A 17633-nucleotide genomic window follows, 5' to 3' on the forward strand; every position below is an offset into this window, starting at 1 on the left:
ATGCCGCGATCTACCCCGTCGCCACGCCGCGTCGTCTTCCAGTTCCTCGTTCCCGTGCATGTCGAGATCGAGGACGGCATCGTCGGCCGCTTGACGATCATCGACGAAACCCCGGTGCGCGATCCCGTCGTCGTCGAAGGCGATCCCGCCTATCTCGCCGACGCCATCCGCGCCGCCGACGACGGCCAAGCCTGGCCATCCTGGCAGTTCGGCTACTAGCCGCCGTCACCCTGAACCCATTCCGAGCCCGGCCCAAGCGCCGGGCTCTTTTCGTTTCTGGAGCCCGCCATGACCGATTTCTTCACCCGTTATTCCTGCCTGCTCGACGTCGGCACCTCCGCCAATGCCGCACGGGCCTTCGACATCTACGCCGCCCTGATGGCCGACAACGGCCGCGAGGACCCGCCGGCCGAGCCGTTTCACCTGTCGGTGACACCCGACCACGGCGCATCACGGCTCTGGATACGCGACCCCGGCACCGCCGATCCGCAGCTTGCGATCACATTCGTGACGCGCTGCGCCGAGGCGTTCGGGTTGACCGGCCGCTGGGGATTCCAGTGGGCCGGCATCGCTTCCAATCCCGTTGTCGACGGCTTCTCGGGCGGCGCCCATGTCCTGGATCTCGCCACGGGCGAGACGATCGCTTGGACGAGCACCGGACGCTGGCTCGCCGACCGGCTTGCCGAGGGAGGCGCGCGATGAGCATCCCCGACCATGCCCGCGCCAACTTCCAGACGATGCTGCGCGCGGCGGGCAGCGGCGACCTGGCGCTGATGGAATGCACTGACGTGGCGACGGGCGAGCCGCGCTACGTCATCTGCGCCGTCGGCCGCGATGACGGCGACTTCGTCTTCACGCCGTTCGGCCATCTCGCCGAGGGTGATCCCTTCGAGATCTACCGCCCGCCGGAGGCCTCGACATAGGGGCGCACGGCATCGAAGAGACCCGCGACGGCCGCGCGGGCCTTCGACGCAAAGGCCCGATCGCCATCGAAGCGATCAAAGGCATGGCGCGGATAGTAGGTGTTCAACACCACGATCACATCGGCCAGTTCGTCGCCTGCGCCGACCATCCCGGACTTGCAGGCGCTCGCCAGACCTCGTTCGAGATCGTGGCGGATGTTCCGGCGACAGCGATCGTCGCTCCATCCCTGGCTCGAAAGATATGCCTTGAGCCCAAGCTCGGCCGCGATCGCGGTCATGTAGCAGGTGTCGCGAGGATCGCCGGTCTCCGCCCGAACCGCGGACGGCAGAAACTCCTCGCCATTGGCTAGCAGAGCGCGGGCTCGTTCGATCGCTTCGTTCGCTTCTACCAGACCGCCACCTCCCATTGCCCGTTGACGCGGGCAAAGCCGATCGGCCGGTTTTGCGGGCTCGCGTTCGGCTTGGTCGGATCGAGCACGATCTGCGTCATGCAGGTCACGCCGGGGCCCACGCCGCCCGGCGAGCAGTCGCCGAGCTTCAGCGTCGCGTTGGCGAGCGACGTTCCCGTGAACAGGCGGTGGCGCCGCACGGCTGCGGTGGCTTCATCCTCGCTCGGTTGGGCGACGCCGGCGGCGACGGCCGGAGATGCGGCGACTGGCGAGATCACCGGCCGGAGCACGAAGCCCGCGCCGAAGCCGACCGCCAGACATGCCGCTCCAAGAATGCCGATCGCGCTGCCCTTCATCTCGCCTCCCATGCTCATCATCCGGCGCAGCGCGCCCGAATGGTGCGAGGCACAGCGGCTTGCTTTCCTACGAGAGCTTAGCGTCCCATCCGCGCCGCCGGAAGCCGGTGCGGCAGGCCGGGTTCCGCCCGCGCCAGAGTGAGAGGGTGGCCGGGACGGGTTTGAGCCCGTCCGGTCGAGAGAGAGCGCCGGGCCGACTCGCCCGTGTCCCGCTCTCCGAGGTCTCCCTGCATGCTCCATACTCCGATCCCCGCCGCCGAGGCGGCTTCGCTTCCGCTTGGCTCCTCCGCGCCGCCGGCCGCCGCCATCATCGCCGCCGCCGAGCGCATCCTCTCCCACCTCGAACAGGGCCGCACCGTCGATGCCGCCATGCTGCGCAGCGCCATGGAGGACGCCTTCGGCGCGTCCGACGCCGCCGGCGCCTGGGACTGGAAAACCGCCTACGACGCCTGCGAGGCCGCGACAGTCCTGTTCCTGCGCAAATACGGAAAGCCGCTCTTCCGTAAAGCCGCATCGTCGCCTTCACGGCTGTCGGCGCTCGCGAAGATCGTCGGACTTCTGCCGACGCATACGCGCCGATCCGAGGAGGCGCAGGCCTTCCAGCAATTCTCAACGCCTGTCCCTCTCGGCCTTGCCGCACTGACGGCGGCAACATTGACCTCGACCGACCGCGTGCTGGAGCCGTCCGCCGGCACCGGGCTGCTCGCGATCCTCGCCGAGACCGCGGGCGCATCGCTCATCCTCAACGAACTGGCCGAGACCCGGGCCGATCTTCTTGGCCAGCTCTTTCCGGCCATGCCCGTCACCCGCTTCGACGCCGCCCAGATCGACGACCATCTCGATCCGGCCGCCGTCCCGAGCGTGGTCATCATGAACCCGCCATTCTCGGTGATGGCGAACGTCACCGGGCGCGTCGCCGACGCTGCCTACCGGCATATCGCTTCGGCGCTTGCCCGGCTCGCCGATGGCGGGCGGCTTGTCGCCATCACCGGCGCCAACTTCTCGCCGGAGCTTCCGGCCTGGCGGGACGCCTTCGTCCGGTTGCAGGCGCGTGGCCGCGTCGCGTTCACCGCCGCAATCGCCGGCTCGGTCTATTCCAAGCATGGCACCACCATCGAGACCCGCCTGACCGTCATCGACAAGGCGCCGGCCGAAGACCCCGAGCATTTTCCAGACTCCGCCGGCATCGCACCCGACGTCGCGACGCTGCTCGGCTGGATCGACACGCAGCTTCCCGCACGCCTGCCGGTCTCGATCGCCCGCCCAGCCGCGATGCCGACGGCCACACCGCGCACGGTGCGAGGCTATCTCGCCCGCGGGGCGACGGCCCAGCCCGCTCGCCGCATCGCCCGGCTCGAAGGCGTGCCGCTCGCCTATGAGACCATCGACTGGACGCCGCCCGAGAGCGGCCACCTGTTGGACTCGATCTATGAGGCCTATGCGCTTCAATCGATCCGCATAGAGGGCGCTCAGCCGCATCCGACCAAGCTGGTGCAGTCCGCCGCCATGGCCTCCGTCGCGCCGCCGAAGCCCAGCTACCGGCCGACGCTGCCGGCGCCGATCGTCGCCGACGGCATCCTCTCCGACGCCCAGCTCGAGACGGTGATCTATGCCGGCGAGGCCCATAGCGAATATCTCGCCGGCGCCTGGACCGTGGACGAGACCGGCGATCTCGTCACCGCCGCGCCGGACGATGCCCCGGACGCGGTCCGCTTCCGTCGCGGCTTCATGCTCGGCGACGGCACCGGCGCCGGCAAGGGTCGTCAGTCTGCCGGCATCATCCTCGACAACTGGCTGCAAGGACGCCGCAAGGCGGTCTGGATTTCCAAGTCCGACAAGCTGCTCGAAGACGCCCAGCGCGACTGGTCGGCGCTTGGCATGGAGCGGCTGCTGGTCTCGCCACTCTCGCGCTTCCCCCAGGGCACGGCGATCCGACTGGCCGAAGGCGTCCTATTCACCACCTACGCCACGCTACGGTCCGACGACCGCGGCGAGAAGCTTTCGCGCGTCAAGCAGATCGTCGAATGGTTGGGCTCCGATTTCGACGGAGTGATCATTTTCGACGAGTCCCACGCGATGCAGAACGCCGGCGGCGGCAAGGGAGACCGGGGTGATGTGGCCCCGTCGCAGCAAGGCCGTGCGGGCCTCCGGCTCCAGCACGCGCTTCCGAACGCCCGCGTGGTCTACGTCTCGGCGACCGGCGCCACCACCGTCCACAATCTCGCCTATGCCCAGCGCCTCGGCCTGTGGGGCGGCGAGGATTTCCTCTTCGCCAACCGCGCCGAATTCGTCGAGGCCGTCGAAAATGGCGGCGTCGCGGCGATGGAAGTGCTCGCCCGCGACCTGCGCGCGCTCGGACTCTATACGGCCCGGTCGCTCTCCTATGACGGTGTCGAATACGAGCTGCTGGAGCACCAGCTCACGCCCGAGCAGACCCGCATCTACGATGCCTATGCCGGCGCCTTCGCGATCATCCACAATCATCTCGACGCGGCGATGCAGGCCGCCAACATCACCGGCGATACCGGCACGCTGAACCGGCAGGCGAAGTCGGCCGCACGCTCTGCCTTCGAGGGCGCCAAGCAGCGCTTCTTCGGCCATCTCCTCACCAGCATGAAAACGCCGACGCTCGTTCGCTCGATCGAGCAGGACTTGGGCGAAGGCCATTCCGCCGTCATCCAGATCGTCTCGACCGGCGAGGCCTTGATGGAGCGCCGCCTGGCCGAGATCCCGACCGAGGAATGGAACGACGTGCGCGTCGACATCACCCCGCGCGAATACGTCCTGGACTATCTCGCCCATTCCTTTCCGGTGCAGCTCTACGAGCCGTTCTCCGACAGCGAGGGCAATCTGTCGTCGCGGCCTGTCTATCGCGACGGCCAGCCCGTCGAGAGCCGCGAGGCCGTCGCCCGGCGCGACGAACTGATCGAACGCCTCGCATCGCTGCCGCCGGTCCCTGGCGCGCTCGACCAGATCGTCCAGCGTTTCGGCACCGATGTCGTCGCCGAGGTGACGGGACGCTCGCGGCGCGTGGTGCGCAGGGGCGAGCGGCTCGCCGTCGAGAACAGGGCGGCCTCCGCCAATCTCGCCGAGGCGGCCTCGTTCATGGACGACGACAAGCGCGTCCTCGTCTTCTCCGATGCCGGCGGGACGGGACGGAGCTATCACGCAGACCTCGCTGTCCGGAATCAGCGCCTGCGCATCCATTATCTCCTGGAGCCGGGCTGGAAGGCCGACGCTGCAATCCAGGGCCTCGGGCGCACCAACCGCACCAACCAGGCGCAGCCGCCGCTCTTCCGGCCGATCGCCACCGACGTGAAGGCCGAGAAGCGCTTCCTTTCGACCATCGCGCGCCGTCTCGACACGCTCGGCGCCATCACGCGCGGACAGCGCCAGACGGGCGGCCAAGGCCTGTTCCGGCCCGAGGACAATCTGGAATCCCACTATGCGCGCGACGCGCTGCGCCAACTCTACCTGCTGCTCGTGCGCGGCAAGGTCGAGGGCTGCTCGCTCGATCGCTTCGAGTCCGCCACCGGCCTCAAGCTGATGGACGACAACGGCATCAAGGACGAGCTGCCGCCGATCACCACCTTCCTCAATCGGCTGCTGGCGCTGACCATCGAGCTGCAGGGCATCCTGTTCACCGCTTTCGAGCAGCTTCTGACTGCAAAGATCGAGGGCGCGATCCGCAGCGGCCACTACGACGTCGGGCTGGAGACACTGCAGGCCGAGAGCTTCGTGGTGACCGACAGCCAGGTCATCCATGTCCATCCCGGCACTGGCGCCGAGACGCGGCTCCTGACCATCACCCGGCGGGAGCGCAATCGCCCCGTCACGCTGATCGAAGCCCTCGACAATCTCGCCGATCCGCGCGCGCGGCTGCTGGTGAATGGTCGCTCGGGCCGCGCCGCGGTGCAGACGCCGGCACCCTCGATGATGCTCGACGACGGCGAGATCGAACGCCGCGTCTGCCTGATCCGGCCGATGGAGCAGCACTATGCGCCGCTGCGCATGATGGACGAGAGCCATTGGGAGGAAGCCGACCGCGATCGCTTCGCCGCCGCATGGGAGGCCGAGCTTGCCGACATCCCGGACTTCTCCGACAGCACGATCCATATCGTCGCCGGCCTGCTGCTGCCGATCTGGAAGCGTCTCCCGGACGAGTCGACCAGGGTCTATCGGCTCCAGACCGATGCGGGCGAGCGCATCATCGGCCGCCGGGTCTCGCCGGCTTGGGCCGCCAATGCCGCCTCGCAGGGGGCGAATACGCTGACGCCCGAACACGCCTTTGCCGCGCTGATGGAAGGCACAACAATCCTCGATCTCGCCGAGGGCCTCCAGCTTCGCCGCGCCCGCGTCATGAGCGCCTATCGCCTGGAGCTCAGCGGCTTCACCGAGGCGATGCGCGAGCGGCTGCGGGCCTATGGCCTGTTCAGCGAGATCATCTCCTGGAAGCTGCGCTTCTTCGTGCCCGCCGACACCAGCGGTGCGGCGGTGCTCGCCAAGCTGCTCGACACCTATCCGGTGGTGCGCATCTCCGAACGGGAGGCCGCGTGATGTCCCGTCACGATGCTTCCGATCTCGCGCAGCGTCTCGGCCGGCAGGCCGAGGCGGTGTGCCGTCACTACCTCTCCAGCGGCAGGCGCGAGGGCCGCTACTGGCTGGTCGGCGACGCGCGCAACACGCCGGGGCGCTCGATGTATGTCCGGCTCAAGGACTCGCCCAAGGGCCCCGCCGGGAAATGGACCGACGCCGCGACCGGCGAACATGGCGATCTCCTCGACGTCATCCGCGAGAGCTGCGGGCTGATCGACTTCAAAGACGTCGCCGAGGAGGCCCGGGCGTTCCTCAGCATGCCGCCGCCAGAGCCGGAGCCCCGTCAGCACCACCGGGAGAGCCCGGCGCCACACGGCTCGCCGGTAGCGGCACGTCGGCTCTTCGGCATGTCGCAACCGATCATCGGCTCGCTCGTACAGGCGTATCTGCGGGAACGCGGCATTACGGATTTACGCGGAACCGGAAACCTGCGTTTCCACCCGCGCTGCTATTATCGCCCCGACGAACGTTCGCCGACTGAAGTCTGGCCGGCGATGATCGCGGCCGTCACCGATCTCGACGGCAAGATCACCGGGGCACACCGCACCTGGCTCGATCCGCGCCGGCGCGACAAGGCTCCGATCGACACTCCGAGGCGCGCAATGGGCGATCTCCTCGGCAACGCGGTCCGCTTCGGCATCGGTGGCGAAGTCATGGCGGCGGGAGAAGGCATCGAGACCGTGCTGTCGCTTCGGCAGGTCCTGCCCGACATGCCGATGCTGGCGGCGCTCTCTGCGGGCCATCTCGCCGCTTGTCAGTTCCCCGACACGCTGCGCCGGCTCTACATCGTCCGGGACAACGATCTGGCCGGTGACGGCGCGCGAGACGGCCTGATCGAACGGGCAAACGCGGCCGGGATCGAGGCGATCGTCATCTCGCCCGAACTGGGCGACTTCAACGAGGATCTCCGCACTCTCGGCATCGACGCGCTTCGCACCGAGGCCCGGCTCCAGCTCGCTCCGCAGGACGTGGCTCGGTTCATGATGCTGGCATCCACCTGACACCCTAGCGATCGTCCCGCCCGATCGCGACGGCTGGCTGTTTGACTCGAACAACCCGTCGCGACGATCACAATCGCAAAACGTTGGCGCCGATGTCCTCTTCGAAATGGCGCTCCAGCCGCTGGTCATGGACGGTGATCGTCATCTCGATTGAACCGCGGCCGACGGCAAGCCCGAGGAGATGTCCACCGACAGCCTGGAAGTCTCGACCCGCTGCCGTCGCGTGGGCATGAACGGCCGGTTTACCGTCCTTCCATGCGAGCGTGCCCGTGAGGCCGGTCACTTCCACGTCGGTAAAGTCACGTGGGTCATAGTCGCGACGGCCGAAGTCGAAGAAGCCGAAGCGGATCGAACCGGCGAAGCCAAATCCTCGGATGGACGCGGCTGGAATATCCGCTTCGATCATCAAGCTTTCCAGATGCTCGAAGACATCGTCTCCCTGGCGAAGCACCATCAAGAAACCGCCCGGCACAGGAACGACACGTTTTGGTTCCGACATCGCGCGGCTCCCGGCTAGACGATGGTGGGCGTGATGCCGCCGTCGACGCGCAGGGCAGCGCCATTCGTGGCGGCAGAAAGCGGGCTCGCCACATAGGCCACGAGCGATGCGACCTCTTCCGGTTCAATCATACGCTGGATGAGCGATGTCGGCCGGTCCTTGGCGAAGAAGCCGCGCTCGATCTCCTCCTCAGGCGCGTTCGGATCGTCCGCGACGCTCCGGAGGAAATCGACGATACCTTCCGATCGCGTCGTTCCGGGCAGCACCGAGTTCACGGTCACCCGCGTGCCCTTGGTATTGGCGGCAAGACCGCGCGCAATCGCAAGCTGCGCAGTCTTGGTCATGCCGTAGTGAACCATGTCCGGCGGCACGAGCAGTCCGCTTTCGCTGGCGATGAAGATGATGCGACCCCAATCGCGGGCGACCATGCCGGGAAAATAGGCGCGGGCGAGCCGGGCACCGGAGAGGACATTAACCTCGAAGAAATGCCGCCAGTCCTCATCGGTGATCTCGCCGAATGGCTTCGATTCATAGATGCCGAGATTGTTGATCAATATGTCGACATCCGGCACCGCTGCCACGAGTGCCGCCGCGCCCTCTGCGGTTGCCGGATCGGCGAGCACGCCGCGCGCACCCGCCTCGTCAACCGCAGCGTCGAGTTTTTGCTGGTTGCGGCCGCAGATCACCACCTCGGCGCCTTCGGCCACCAGGCGCTTGGCGATCGCAAGCCCGATCCCGGCGGTCGCACCGGTGACGAGCGCGGTCTTGGTATTGAGTTGCAGGTCCATTGCGTTTGTCTCCTTAGTTGCCGCTGGCTACGTTGAGCGGGCGCAGGCTGCCTTCCAGGCGGAAGAACTGCCCGTCCGGCGTCGTGAAGAAGGCGAGCGAGCGGCCAGCCTCGAAATCATCGATATGCACGACCGTCGAGCCGTCGGCCTCCTGCCAGGAGATCGCGTAGGATCGACCGAACAGATGGTGCCACTCGAACCCGACCGTCGCGGTGTTACCCGTGAGCGCGCCCTTGGTGATTTCATAGGTCAGCGTGCTGCCGCCCTGTGCATAGGCATTGGTCGCAACGAGATCGCCGTAGTCGACCTCGAAGTGCTGTCCAGCCATGGGAAATGCTGTGGTGGTCATATGCGTCTCTCCAAGGTTTCAGGCTTCGCAGGGCTGGAGGGCAGCGCGCCTCCGGCCGAGCAACACGAGCAGCAGGCCCATTGCTGCGAGGACACCGCCTGCGATCGGAACTGCCGCGTAGCCGAGGCCGAAGCTGATGACGCCGCCGCCGACGGCTGCGCCCAATGCGTTGCCAAGATTGAATGCTCCGACATTGATCGACGATGCGAGGCCGGGCGCTTCGGCCGCCGCCTCCATCACGCGCATCTGCACCGGCGGCACTATCGCGAAAGACGCCGCCCCCCACAGGAGCAAGCCGATCGCCGCGCCGACATGGCTGGTGAGCACCAGGGGCAGCGCCACCATGATCACGGCCAGCGCCGCAAGAAAGATCTTCGTGGCGCCGTCGAGCGACCAGTCGGCGAGTTTGCCGCCGAGACCGTTACCGATGGTGAAGCCGACGCCGATCAGCACCAGCCCGATCGTCACGAACGTGTCGGAGGCTCCCGTCAGTTCCGTAAGGACCGGAGCGACATACGTGTAGAGCGTGAACATCGCGCCAGCGCCCATCACCGTCGTCGCCATCGCCAACAGGACGGTGGGATGTGTGAGCACGCCGAGCTCGCGCCGCACATCAGGTACCTTGCCCGTTTCTCCCCTCGGCAACGCCAGCCAGAGCGAGGCGATCGCGATGACGCCGAGAACCGCCGTCCCCGCGAAGGCCATGCGCCAACCGATCTGCTGACCGATCCAGGTCGCTGCGGGAACGCCACCGATATTGGCGATGGTAAGCCCCATGAACATGGTGGCGACAGCGCTCGCCTGCTTCTCCTTTGGCACCACGCTCGCCGCGACGATGGAACCGAGGCCGAAGAATGCGCCATGGTTGAGGCTGGTAACGAGGCGTGATGCCAGCAGAGTGTAGTAGTCTGGCGCTAACGCCGAGAGCAGATTGCCGATGGTGAAGATGGCCATCAATAGCATCAGCGCGGTGCGCTTGCCGAAACGGCTGAAGGCGAGTGTCATGACCGGCGCACCGACCATCACGCCGATGGCATAGGCGCTGACCAGCAGGCCGGCAGTGGGGATGGACACGTCCACCCCCTGCGCGATGACCGGCAAGAGTCCCATCGGGGAGAACTCCGTGGTGCCGATGCCGAAGGCGCCGATGGCAAGGGCGAGCAGCGGCCAGTTGAACCGCTTTTCATCGTCACTTGCCGGAGGATGGGAGACAGACCCGTTCATCGCACGATCCTCCTCAGTCCCAGGCCGGAGCAAGGCCAGGAGGGCTCACCAGCCGGCCATCGTGCCGTGCAAGCTTGCCGATCGCCGCCATGTCGGCGTCGGTCAGCTCGAAATCGAAGATCGCGAAGTTCTCGGCGACCCTCTCCGGCTTGGCGGTCTTGGAGAGCGCGATATAGCCCTGCTGGATTAGCCAGCGCAGCCCGACCTGGGCGGCGCTCTTGCCGTACTGCGCACCAATCTTCTGCAGCGCCGGGTCGCGCGGCACCGCGCCGTCGGCCATGCCGAAATAGGTGGTGATCGCGACGCCTGCCTGCTTCGCCGCAGCCGCCACGGCGGTCTGGTCGAGATAAGGGTGGACCTCGACCTGGTTGGTGACGATCGGCGCCTTGCTCACCGCGATCGATTCCTTCATCTGAGCGACGTTCTGGTTGCTGACGCCGATGAAGCGCGTCTTGCCGGCGGCCTGAACCGCATTCAGCATCGCCACCTGCTCGGCGATCGCGACCTTGTCGGCCGGCCAATGGAGCAGAAGCAGGTCGACCTGATCGACCTTCAGCTTGTCGAGGCTTTCATCCACCGAGGCGGCGAACTTGTCCTCGCTGTAATTGTCGACCCAGACCTTGGTGGTGAGAAAGAGATCCTCGCGACGCGCGCCGGCAGCGGCGAGCGCGCGACCGAGTGCTGCTTCGTTCTGATAGATCTGCGCGGTGTCGAAATGGCGGAAGCCCGCCTCGAGTGCCGCAGGCACGACCGCCTCGACCTCGGCGTCCGACATGCGGAACACGCCGAAGCCGAGCGCCGGGATCTGCGCTCCATGCGCCTTTACGATGTCCATAGTTTCAATCCTTGTTGTTCAGGCGGCCTGCGCCTTGGGGTTTCTGACGAGCGCCGGCATGACATCCGACGCCAGTTCTTCGATGATCTCGGCGGGCGGACGCCCCGACTGCCGCAGATTGATGGCGAGGTGATCGACGCCTGCCGCAGCCAGGGCGTCGAGGTGGGCGATGAGACCCTTGCGGCCGACACGCGCGCCAAAGCGGATCGCCTCGGCCGGGGCGTCGGCGTTGTCCAGAAAGTCGAGATGAAAGGCGCTGATGAAGGCGCCATGACCGGACGTCGCGCCGCGCCAGCGTTCAGCTTGCGCCACCATCTTCTCGATGCTGCCGGGATAAACGAAGCGGCCATCCAAATTGGCGCCGAGCCATCCGTCCTCCTGGCGCGCCTGTCCGGCGACGACCAGCGGGATGCTCGGCTGTGCTGGACGCGGCAGCAGGTCGAGGCTCGGGACACGCTCGCCATTCACCGGCAAGCCGCCGGGCTGCCACGCTGTCCTGAGATAGGCCACCGCCTCCCGAAAGGCTTCGCCGCGCGTCTCGAAATCGAGGCCGAGCAGCGGGTATTCCACGGGCCGGTCGCCGGAAGCGACGCCCAGGATCAGCCGGCCTCCCGAGAGCACGTCGACCGACGCCGCCGCTTTCGCCGTCATCAGCGGATGACGGATCGGCAGCACCACGGCGGCCGTACCCAGCGCGACATTGCGCGTCACACCGGCGAAATAACCGAGCAGCGTAAAGATGTCGTAGACGGAGCCCGCGTCGCCCATGTTAACGGCGTCGAGCACCGGCACGTCGCGCATCCAAACTGCCGCGAAGCCGAGCGCGTCGGCCCTGCGCACGAGATCTGTCTGCGCCGAAAGATCGGGGACGCCGCGCGGGCGTCCCGCAGCCGCTCGCCGGGCTTCACCGGCGGGCGACCAGTCGTTGTCGAGCGGCAATTCAATGCCGAGCGTGAGGCGGTCCGGCTTGCGGACCAGATCGAGAGCTGAATCCTTTGACATGGCAGAGAGATAAGCCATGCCAACGGTCTTGATAATTCGTCGGCGCTCCATAGGATATGTGAAACGAAATCATAGACGGAACCGTCGCATGGATAATCGTACCGGTGAGATGCAAGTCTTCCTGCGCGTCGTCGAGGCGGGCAATTTCTCGGAAGCGGCGCGGCTCTTGCGCATGACGCCCTCAACCGTCAGCAAGCTCGTGGCACGGATCGAGGCCCGGCTCGGCGTGCGCTTGCTGGAACGCTCGACTCGTCGACTATCGCTCACCACCGAGGGGCAAATCTACTATGAGCGCAGCCAGGCGCTGCTCGGCGAACTCGATGAGATCGAGCGCGAGCTATCACACGGCGCCACAAGCACGGGCGGCACGGTGCGCGTGAATGCCTCGGTCGCCTTCGGCGTGCTCGCCGTTGAACCGCAGTTGCCGGCCTTCTGGCTGGCCTATCCGAACATCGTCGTCGACCTCTCGCTCTCCGACGAGATCGTCGATCTCTACCTCGACCGCACCGACGTCGCGTTCCGTGTCGGGCGGCTTCCGGACTCTGGCATGATGGCCCGCCGTATCGGCGTCGCGCATCGCAAGATCGTCGCATCGCCCGCTTATCTCGAACGCAACGGCATCCCGCGTACCGCCGAGGATCTCGCGCAGCATAACTGCCTCGGCTTCAATTTTCGCCGCGCCGCGCCAGTCTGGCCGCTCAAGGAGAGTGGCCGGATCGTCGATCGCGCCGTCAACGGCTCCCTGCTCGCCAACAATGGAGAGACAGTTCGGCGCATGGCAATCGCGGGCGTCGGGCTCGCGCGGCTGGGCGATTACCATGCACGGGCCGACTTCGCTTCCGGCCGTCTCATCGAGGTGCTGTCGGACGTTATCGAAGCTGACGAGGAAGAAATTCACGCCGTCTATCTCGGAGGTGCACGCCTTCCGCAACGTGTGCGCGTGTTCCTAGACTTTATTGTGCCCCGTCTCCAGTCCTTCCTGAACGAGGGCATTCGAGCTCGACGCGCTCGCGCCTAGCCAAAATGCCAGCCCACTGACGAACTCGCGGCTGTGACCAGCCGTCACCGACGATGTGAATGTACACCATCGTGCTCGCGCGGAGGCTTGCCGCTGAAGGGACCGCGCCTCGGCCTTCGAGCGGGCGATCGGCCCACAAGCTGGCCAGGCAATGCGAAGGCCGGCTATTTTCCGGCGGTCCAAAAATGGGACCGGATCAAAAGCGGTCATGTGCTGGAACGCTGAGTCAGGCTGAGCTGTAAATGCGAGTCGGTTTGGATGGAGCCAGCACCGGTGCTGCTAAACTGGAATTTTCCAGCTTGGAACGGTCCAGGAAACCGGAGGCAGGTCATGTACTTCGCAATATCCAATAGCTTCGATCAAATCGATCTATGAAGCCAGTTCATATAACCTGCGATCCCTCAGGGAATTATCGGCCGCCGCCTATCCCCCTATCTCCACAGCATCAACGGAGAGAAGCAACCAACCATTTTCGTGGAGAAACCCCATGCGCCTTCATAACTTCGGGGCTCTGCTGGCTCTTGGCCTCAGCGCTGTATCGTTCCCGGCCCAGTCACAGGAAGTCCCGCCTTCGCGCTACGGCCCCAATGACGAGATCGGCGCCGCCAACTTGGTAACGCCGGATTCCGTCCTCAAGGCTGTGAAGCTGGTAACGACTGGCAAGACCTATCCGTTGGGCGTTCCCATCGACAAGAATCTTCCGGCGTTCCGCCATCGCAGCTTTCATCTAACCAATGTGCAGCCAAACGAAGCCGGCGGCACTACCATGGGTCCGAACAAGTTCACCTTCAATGACGAGTTGGTGGTTGGCTGGACCGGGGTCGGAACCCAGCTCAACGGCATCGGCCATATCGGCATCAACAACACCTACTATAACGGCAACAAGGCGTCCGACTTCGTCACCGTCGAAGGCGTGGCTAAGCTCGGCATTGAGAAGGTCCCGCCAATGGTTGCGCGCGGCGTCGTCCTCGACATGACCGCGCTCTATGGTGGGCCGATCGTTCCCGAAAAGACCGAATTCACCGTCGCCGACATCGAAAAAGTGCTCAAGATGGAAGGCATCGCCATCCAAAAGGGTGATGTCGTTCTCTTCAATACCGGCTGGCTTGAGCTCATCGGCAAGGACAACCAGAAATTTCTCGGCGTCGAGCCTGGTATCGGCATGGAAGCGGCCAAGTGGCTGGCGGACAAGGAGATCATCGCCTTTGGCGGCGACACCTGGGCCTCAGAAATCTATCCGGCTAAAGACGGGCAGGAATTCCCAGTCAACCAGTTCATGCTGGCGAAGAATGGCATCTACAATCTCGAGCTGATCGACAGCCGTGCGCTCGTCCGCGACAAAGCGTGGGAATTCCTCTTCGTCCTCGGTCAGCCACTCTATAAGGGATCGACCCAAGTCAACGTCAATCCGGTCGCGATCCGCTGACCCGCAGGCGGCCGGACAGTTTTCTCCCACCCCAAGTCCGGCCGCCACATTCTTCATATACGCAAGGATCAACCATGCGTATCAGCTTGCCTTCCCGCCAGGGATTTGGTGGCGCGCCGCTCGGCAACATGTTCCGGGACATTCCGGAGGAGGAAGCTCTCACTTCGGTCCGTGATGCTTGGGGTGCTGGCACCCGCTATTTCGACACCGCAGCTCTATACGGGGCCGGCCAATCGGAACTACGCCTGGGCAGGGCACTCGCAGGCTTTCGGCGGAACGACTATGTCCTGAACGCCAAGGTCGACCGCATCATCCTTGACGAAATGGAGACCGGCAGCAGGGATCTCCGCATGCACGGCCTCGACGCCTTCGTAGCCGCACGCGAGTTCAGATCGCACCGCAGGACGTCGCATGATTCATGACGCTGGCGGCGTGAATCTGACGGATCAGCATCTCTCGCCTGCCGAGAACGGGATTCGAGCCCGCCAAAGTTGCCATCTACGCCGCCACCTCGCGCACGAAGTCGAGGAAAGCGCGCACCTTGGCCGAGACGAGGTTCGAAGCGTGGTGATAGGCATAGAGCGGGAACGTCTCGTCTACCCACTCCGGCAGAAGCAGGACCACTCTGTTCTTGGTCACCAGGTCCTTGGCGTAGAGCTCCAGCAATTGAGCGATGCCAACACCACCAAGGCAAGCGCCGAGCAGCGAGCCGGTGTCGTTGACCATCAGCCGACCGGCAGCGTCAAACGGAACGACGTCGTTGCCACGCCGGAATTCCCACTGGAACGGCCGGCCCGTCGTCGGATCGCGGATCAGTAGGCAGTGGTGCCCCGTCGCGAGTTCGCTCGGTTGTTGGGGCGCCCCATGTCGCGCGACGTAGTCGTTTGAAGCGCAGGTCAGAACGCGGGTTTCCAACAGCAATCGAGCCTTTAGCGAGGACGCTTCCGGCTCGCCGAAGCGGATCGCGACGTCGAAACCGTCGGCCACCAGGTCGCCCATCTTGTCCCGAACGCTCATCTCGACCGACAGGTCGGGATAGCGGTCTAGGAACTCCCCGATCCGCGGCGCCAACACATAGTGTCCGAAAGTGCCGTCGGTATTGATCCTGAGGCGACCACGCACGGCCGCCTTGCTCTCTCCTGCCGCAACCGCCGCGTCTTCGATGCTGACGAGATGAGGAGACACCGCCTCGTAAAAGCGGCGACCTTCATCGGTCAGCGAGACTGCACGGGCCGTTCGGTTAAAGATGCGGATGCCAACCCGCTCTTCCAGACGGGCGACCGCGCGGCTGACGGCCGGCTGAGTCAGGCCCATGGCCTCGCCGGCGCGCGCGAAGCTTCCCGCTTCGACCACAGCCGAAAGAACGCCGATTCCACTGAGTAATCTGCTGTCGAACGCCATCGAGACATACTTTCAGTCATCTTAATTCTGATAACTATGCATTATTTTTATTGGATGGAAAGGCCCATCTTGCTCCTCGCCGCCGAAAGCCGACGGCGATGAAAAACAAAGGAGCTAAGACATGAGCACTCAAGACAAAGTCGCCATCATTACCGGTTCGTCGCGCGGCATCGGCGCCGAAACCGCCCAGCATCTTGCCTGCGAGGGCTTCAAGGTCGTCGTGAACTACGCCGGCAACGCCGGCGCCGCTCAGCAGGTCGTCGACAAGATCATCGCCGATGGCGGTCAGGCCATCGCCGTGCAGGCAGACGTCGCCGACCCGGCGGCCGTGATCGCCATGTTCGACGCAGTGAAAAAGGCATTCGGCGGCGTCGACGTCGTGGTGAACTGCGCCGGCGTCCTGAAACTCGCCAAGGTATCCGAGTTCGACGACCAGACCTTCGATCAGACCATCGCCATCAACCTCAAGGGCACGTTCAACGTCTGCCGCGAGGCGGCCAAGCGGCTCCGCGAGGGCGGGCGCATCATCAATTTCTCCTCGAGCGTCATTGGCGTGCGCCTGCCGACCTACGGCGTCTACATCGCCACCAAGGCCGCAGTCGAAGGACTGACGCAGGTTCTCGCGCAGGAGATGCGCGGCCGCGGCATCACCGTCAACGCTGTGGCTCCGGGTCCGGTCGCGACCGAACTGTTCCTCGACGGCAAGAGCCCCGAGCTGATCGACCGCATGGCCAAGATGAACCCGCTTGAGCGGCTCGGCCAGCCCGAGGACATCGCGCGCGCCGTGGCTTTCCTCGCCGGTCCCGAGGGCGGCTGGGTCAACGGCCAGATCCTACGCGCCAACGGCGGCATGTGCTGAACCGAACAACGATCGCATGCGAGCCGGAAGGCGAAAGCCACCGGCTCGCGGCCCTCTGACGCGCGATCGGATCGCGTGACGCCAACCCCAATCAACTGTGGAGAGACACCATGACTCACGTTCGTTCATCGCCCAGGGTCTTCATGCTCACGACCCTGATCGCCTCCGCCGCGGCCGCCCTCGCTTCGGCGGGAAGCCTCGTCCTCGCACTGCCCGTCTGGGCAATGTTCATCGGCCTGATCGCCTTCTATACGCGCGTTCTCGACACTCGTAGCGCCATCGAGAACCTGGCCTGCACCGGCATCGGCCTCGCGACCGGCGTTGTGGCCAGCGTCGCGCTCGCACATGTCGGCCTGAGCACCGGCATCATGATCGCGCTCCCGGCAGTCGTCTTCGCCGTAGCCATCCTGGTCGTGTCGCTCCGGGGGCTCCCGATGCTGAATAACGTGCCCGCCTACTTCCTCGGCCTCGTAGCTTGGTTTGCGGGCCATCTTGAGCCATCGCTTGAGAGCGTCGCGGAGCTTTTCGGCGCCAACGCGATCGGCGTGATTGCTGGCTGGGTGTCTTTCAAGGTTCCGGCATGGCTTTCGGCCCGCGCTAAGGCGTAACCGCATCGGCACGGGCTCGCCCGACCACACGGACTTCCTGACTCCGCCCACCTCCTCGCTCGCCACCCCGGCAGCGAGGAGTGTGCTGGCGGATTTCGCATTGCTCGCTCGACTGCATTCATCCGTCGAAGAGGATCGCGCCTTGGCCTTCTAAAGGGCGATCGGCCCACAGGCCGGCCAGCCAGGCAATGGCGGCGGCCGACTATTTTCCGGCGGCGCGTGCCGCGCCTTTCCATCGCGAGACAAAATAGCCGGCCTTAGCCATCGAGCCCTGCGCTGCGCTGCGGGTGCCCGCCCGTCCTGTCCGTGGGCTTCGTCGCCATGAAGGCCGCGACGGTCGCGGTCCAAACGACGGAGCA

Annotated in this window: 19 protein-coding genes; 10 read left to right on the forward strand and 9 right to left on the reverse strand. The window is 65.4% G+C overall.

Translation table 11 applies throughout. From position 1 onward, the window contains the following. The 3 genes from HNP52_RS19820 to HNP52_RS19830 all read left to right on the forward strand — a co-directional run bounded on the left by HNP52_RS19820 (nt 1) and on the right by HNP52_RS19830 (nt 923). Nucleotides 1-219, forward strand: a complete 219-nt coding sequence (locus HNP52_RS19820) for a hypothetical protein (RefSeq protein ID WP_184169662.1) — start codon at nt 1-3, stop codon at nt 217-219. A 69-nt stretch (nt 220-288) separates the two neighbouring features. Then, nucleotides 289-702: a hypothetical protein gene (locus tag HNP52_RS19825; protein WP_184169666.1), complete on the forward strand. Its 414-nt coding sequence runs from the start codon at nt 289-291 to the stop codon at nt 700-702. Then, nucleotides 699-923 (forward strand): DUF6117 family protein, encoded by a 225-nt coding sequence (locus tag HNP52_RS19830; protein WP_184169669.1) that lies wholly within the window; start codon nt 699-701, stop codon nt 921-923. Before HNP52_RS19825 ends, HNP52_RS19830 begins: the two co-directional genes overlap by 4 nt. Here the strand turns inward: HNP52_RS19830 and HNP52_RS19835 are convergent. Both HNP52_RS19835 and HNP52_RS19840 read right to left on the reverse strand, forming a co-directional pair. Beyond that, the gene (locus HNP52_RS19835; protein WP_184169672.1) at nt 896-1330 is read right to left on the reverse strand and encodes a HEPN domain-containing protein; all 435 of its coding nucleotides are present in this window, start codon (nt 1328-1330) and stop codon (nt 896-898) included. The two genes, HNP52_RS19830 and HNP52_RS19835, sit on opposite strands and share 28 nt — an antisense overlap. Next, complete coding sequence (locus HNP52_RS19840; protein WP_260396277.1) at nt 1309-1686, reverse strand: hypothetical protein; 378 nt, start codon at nt 1684-1686, stop codon at nt 1309-1311. The genes HNP52_RS19835 and HNP52_RS19840 overlap by 22 nt, the downstream gene beginning before the upstream one ends. Before the next feature lie 213 nt (nt 1687-1899). Here HNP52_RS19840 and HNP52_RS19845 point away from each other — a divergent pair, with 213 nt between their 5' ends. After that, the gene (locus HNP52_RS19845; protein WP_184169675.1) at nt 1900-6225 is read left to right on the forward strand and encodes a strawberry notch family protein; all 4326 of its coding nucleotides are present in this window, start codon (nt 1900-1902) and stop codon (nt 6223-6225) included. Further along, complete coding sequence (locus tag HNP52_RS19850; RefSeq protein ID WP_184169678.1) at nt 6225-7265, forward strand: toprim domain-containing protein; 1041 nt, start codon at nt 6225-6227, stop codon at nt 7263-7265. The genes HNP52_RS19845 and HNP52_RS19850 overlap by 1 nt, the downstream gene beginning before the upstream one ends. Before the next feature lie 67 nt (nt 7266-7332). On the opposite strand, the gene HNP52_RS19855 is transcribed toward HNP52_RS19850, so the two are convergent. The 6 genes from HNP52_RS19855 to HNP52_RS19880 are packed head-to-tail and all read right to left on the reverse strand — an operon-like array spanning nt 7333 to nt 11980. Then, nucleotides 7333-7764: a PPC domain-containing DNA-binding protein gene (locus HNP52_RS19855; RefSeq protein ID WP_221416573.1), complete on the reverse strand. Its 432-nt coding sequence runs from the start codon at nt 7762-7764 to the stop codon at nt 7333-7335. A gap of 14 nt (nt 7765-7778) precedes the next feature. Beyond that, a complete protein-coding gene (locus HNP52_RS19860) occupies nt 7779-8552 on the reverse strand; it encodes an SDR family NAD(P)-dependent oxidoreductase (protein ID WP_184169681.1) in 774 nt (257 codons plus the stop codon). 13 nt (nt 8553-8565) lie between these two features. Continuing rightward, the gene (locus HNP52_RS19865; RefSeq protein ID WP_260396278.1) at nt 8566-8880 is read right to left on the reverse strand and encodes a MoaF-related domain-containing protein; all 315 of its coding nucleotides are present in this window, start codon (nt 8878-8880) and stop codon (nt 8566-8568) included. Between the two features lie 39 nt (nt 8881-8919). Beyond that, complete coding sequence (locus HNP52_RS19870; RefSeq protein WP_184169687.1) at nt 8920-10125, reverse strand: MFS transporter; 1206 nt, start codon at nt 10123-10125, stop codon at nt 8920-8922. Nucleotides 10126-10138: 13 nt separating this feature from the next. Then, a complete protein-coding gene (locus tag HNP52_RS19875; protein WP_184169690.1) occupies nt 10139-10960 on the reverse strand; it encodes an aldo/keto reductase in 822 nt (273 codons plus the stop codon). An 18-nt stretch (nt 10961-10978) separates the two neighbouring features. Further along, complete coding sequence (locus HNP52_RS19880) at nt 10979-11980, reverse strand: TIGR03571 family LLM class oxidoreductase (RefSeq protein WP_260396279.1); 1002 nt, start codon at nt 11978-11980, stop codon at nt 10979-10981. Between the two features lie 70 nt (nt 11981-12050). Between HNP52_RS19880 and HNP52_RS19885 the strand changes: the two genes are divergently transcribed. From HNP52_RS19885 to HNP52_RS19895, 3 genes are all read left to right on the forward strand, one after another. Further along, the gene (locus HNP52_RS19885) at nt 12051-12980 is read left to right on the forward strand and encodes a LysR family transcriptional regulator (protein WP_184169693.1); all 930 of its coding nucleotides are present in this window, start codon (nt 12051-12053) and stop codon (nt 12978-12980) included. A gap of 487 nt (nt 12981-13467) precedes the next feature. Next, nucleotides 13468-14406 carry a cyclase family protein gene (locus tag HNP52_RS19890; protein ID WP_184169696.1) on the forward strand — a complete coding sequence of 313 codons (939 nt, stop codon included), beginning with the start codon at nt 13468-13470 and terminating at the stop codon, nt 14404-14406. A 74-nt stretch (nt 14407-14480) separates the two neighbouring features. Next, on the forward strand, nt 14481-14828 hold the full coding sequence (locus HNP52_RS19895; protein WP_260396280.1) for an aldo/keto reductase: 348 nt from the start codon (nt 14481-14483) through the stop codon (nt 14826-14828). A 76-nt stretch (nt 14829-14904) separates the two neighbouring features. On the opposite strand, the gene HNP52_RS19900 is transcribed toward HNP52_RS19895, so the two are convergent. Then, complete coding sequence (locus tag HNP52_RS19900) at nt 14905-15807, reverse strand: LysR family transcriptional regulator (protein ID WP_184169699.1); 903 nt, start codon at nt 15805-15807, stop codon at nt 14905-14907. A gap of 121 nt (nt 15808-15928) precedes the next feature. Between HNP52_RS19900 and HNP52_RS19905 the strand changes: the two genes are divergently transcribed. Both HNP52_RS19905 and HNP52_RS19910 read left to right on the forward strand, forming a co-directional pair. Then, nucleotides 15929-16666, forward strand: a complete 738-nt coding sequence (locus tag HNP52_RS19905) for an SDR family oxidoreductase (RefSeq protein ID WP_184169702.1) — start codon at nt 15929-15931, stop codon at nt 16664-16666. Between the two features lie 143 nt (nt 16667-16809). Then, a complete protein-coding gene (locus HNP52_RS19910; RefSeq protein ID WP_221416574.1) occupies nt 16810-17274 on the forward strand; it encodes a DUF1097 domain-containing protein in 465 nt (154 codons plus the stop codon). Nucleotides 17275-17633: the final 359 nt, after the last annotated feature.

This window comes from Sphingomonas kyeonggiensis (assembly GCF_014204495.1).
In the GTDB taxonomy this organism is placed as follows: domain Bacteria; phylum Pseudomonadota; class Alphaproteobacteria; order Sphingomonadales; family Sphingomonadaceae; genus Sphingomonas; species Sphingomonas kyeonggiensis_A.

What these genes read in the sequence shown, in the direction of transcription:
- HNP52_RS19865 (WP_260396278.1), bottom strand. Translation starts at nt 8,880, where the DNA reads ATGGCTGGACAGCACTTCGAGGTCGACTACGGCGATCTCGTTGCGACC.
- HNP52_RS19835 (WP_184169672.1), bottom strand. Translation starts at nt 1,330, where the DNA reads ATGGGAGGTGGCGGTCTGGTAGAAGCGAACGAAGCGATCGAACGAGCC.
- HNP52_RS19860 (WP_184169681.1), bottom strand. Translation starts at nt 8,552, where the DNA reads ATGGACCTGCAACTCAATACCAAGACCGCGCTCGTCACCGGTGCGACC.
- HNP52_RS19855 (WP_221416573.1), bottom strand. Translation starts at nt 7,764, where the DNA reads ATGTCGGAACCAAAACGTGTCGTTCCTGTGCCGGGCGGTTTCTTGATG.
- HNP52_RS19845 (WP_184169675.1), top strand. Translation starts at nt 1,900, where the DNA reads ATGCTCCATACTCCGATCCCCGCCGCCGAGGCGGCTTCGCTTCCGCTT.
- HNP52_RS19900 (WP_184169699.1), bottom strand. Translation starts at nt 15,807, where the DNA reads ATGGCGTTCGACAGCAGATTACTCAGTGGAATCGGCGTTCTTTCGGCT.
- HNP52_RS19905 (WP_184169702.1), top strand. Translation starts at nt 15,929, where the DNA reads ATGAGCACTCAAGACAAAGTCGCCATCATTACCGGTTCGTCGCGCGGC.
- HNP52_RS19830 (WP_184169669.1), top strand. Translation starts at nt 699, where the DNA reads ATGAGCATCCCCGACCATGCCCGCGCCAACTTCCAGACGATGCTGCGC.
- HNP52_RS19880 (WP_260396279.1), bottom strand. Translation starts at nt 11,980, where the DNA reads ATGGCTTATCTCTCTGCCATGTCAAAGGATTCAGCTCTCGATCTGGTC.
- HNP52_RS19825 (WP_184169666.1), top strand. Translation starts at nt 289, where the DNA reads ATGACCGATTTCTTCACCCGTTATTCCTGCCTGCTCGACGTCGGCACC.
- HNP52_RS19840 (WP_260396277.1), bottom strand. Translation starts at nt 1,686, where the DNA reads ATGAGCATGGGAGGCGAGATGAAGGGCAGCGCGATCGGCATTCTTGGA.
- HNP52_RS19820 (WP_184169662.1), top strand. Translation starts at nt 1, where the DNA reads ATGCCGCGATCTACCCCGTCGCCACGCCGCGTCGTCTTCCAGTTCCTC.
- HNP52_RS19875 (WP_184169690.1), bottom strand. Translation starts at nt 10,960, where the DNA reads ATGGACATCGTAAAGGCGCATGGAGCGCAGATCCCGGCGCTCGGCTTC.
- HNP52_RS19885 (WP_184169693.1), top strand. Translation starts at nt 12,051, where the DNA reads ATGGATAATCGTACCGGTGAGATGCAAGTCTTCCTGCGCGTCGTCGAG.
- HNP52_RS19895 (WP_260396280.1), top strand. Translation starts at nt 14,481, where the DNA reads ATGCGTATCAGCTTGCCTTCCCGCCAGGGATTTGGTGGCGCGCCGCTC.
- HNP52_RS19910 (WP_221416574.1), top strand. Translation starts at nt 16,810, where the DNA reads ATGCTCACGACCCTGATCGCCTCCGCCGCGGCCGCCCTCGCTTCGGCG.
- HNP52_RS19890 (WP_184169696.1), top strand. Translation starts at nt 13,468, where the DNA reads ATGCGCCTTCATAACTTCGGGGCTCTGCTGGCTCTTGGCCTCAGCGCT.
- HNP52_RS19870 (WP_184169687.1), bottom strand. Translation starts at nt 10,125, where the DNA reads ATGAACGGGTCTGTCTCCCATCCTCCGGCAAGTGACGATGAAAAGCGG.
- HNP52_RS19850 (WP_184169678.1), top strand. Translation starts at nt 6,225, where the DNA reads ATGTCCCGTCACGATGCTTCCGATCTCGCGCAGCGTCTCGGCCGGCAG.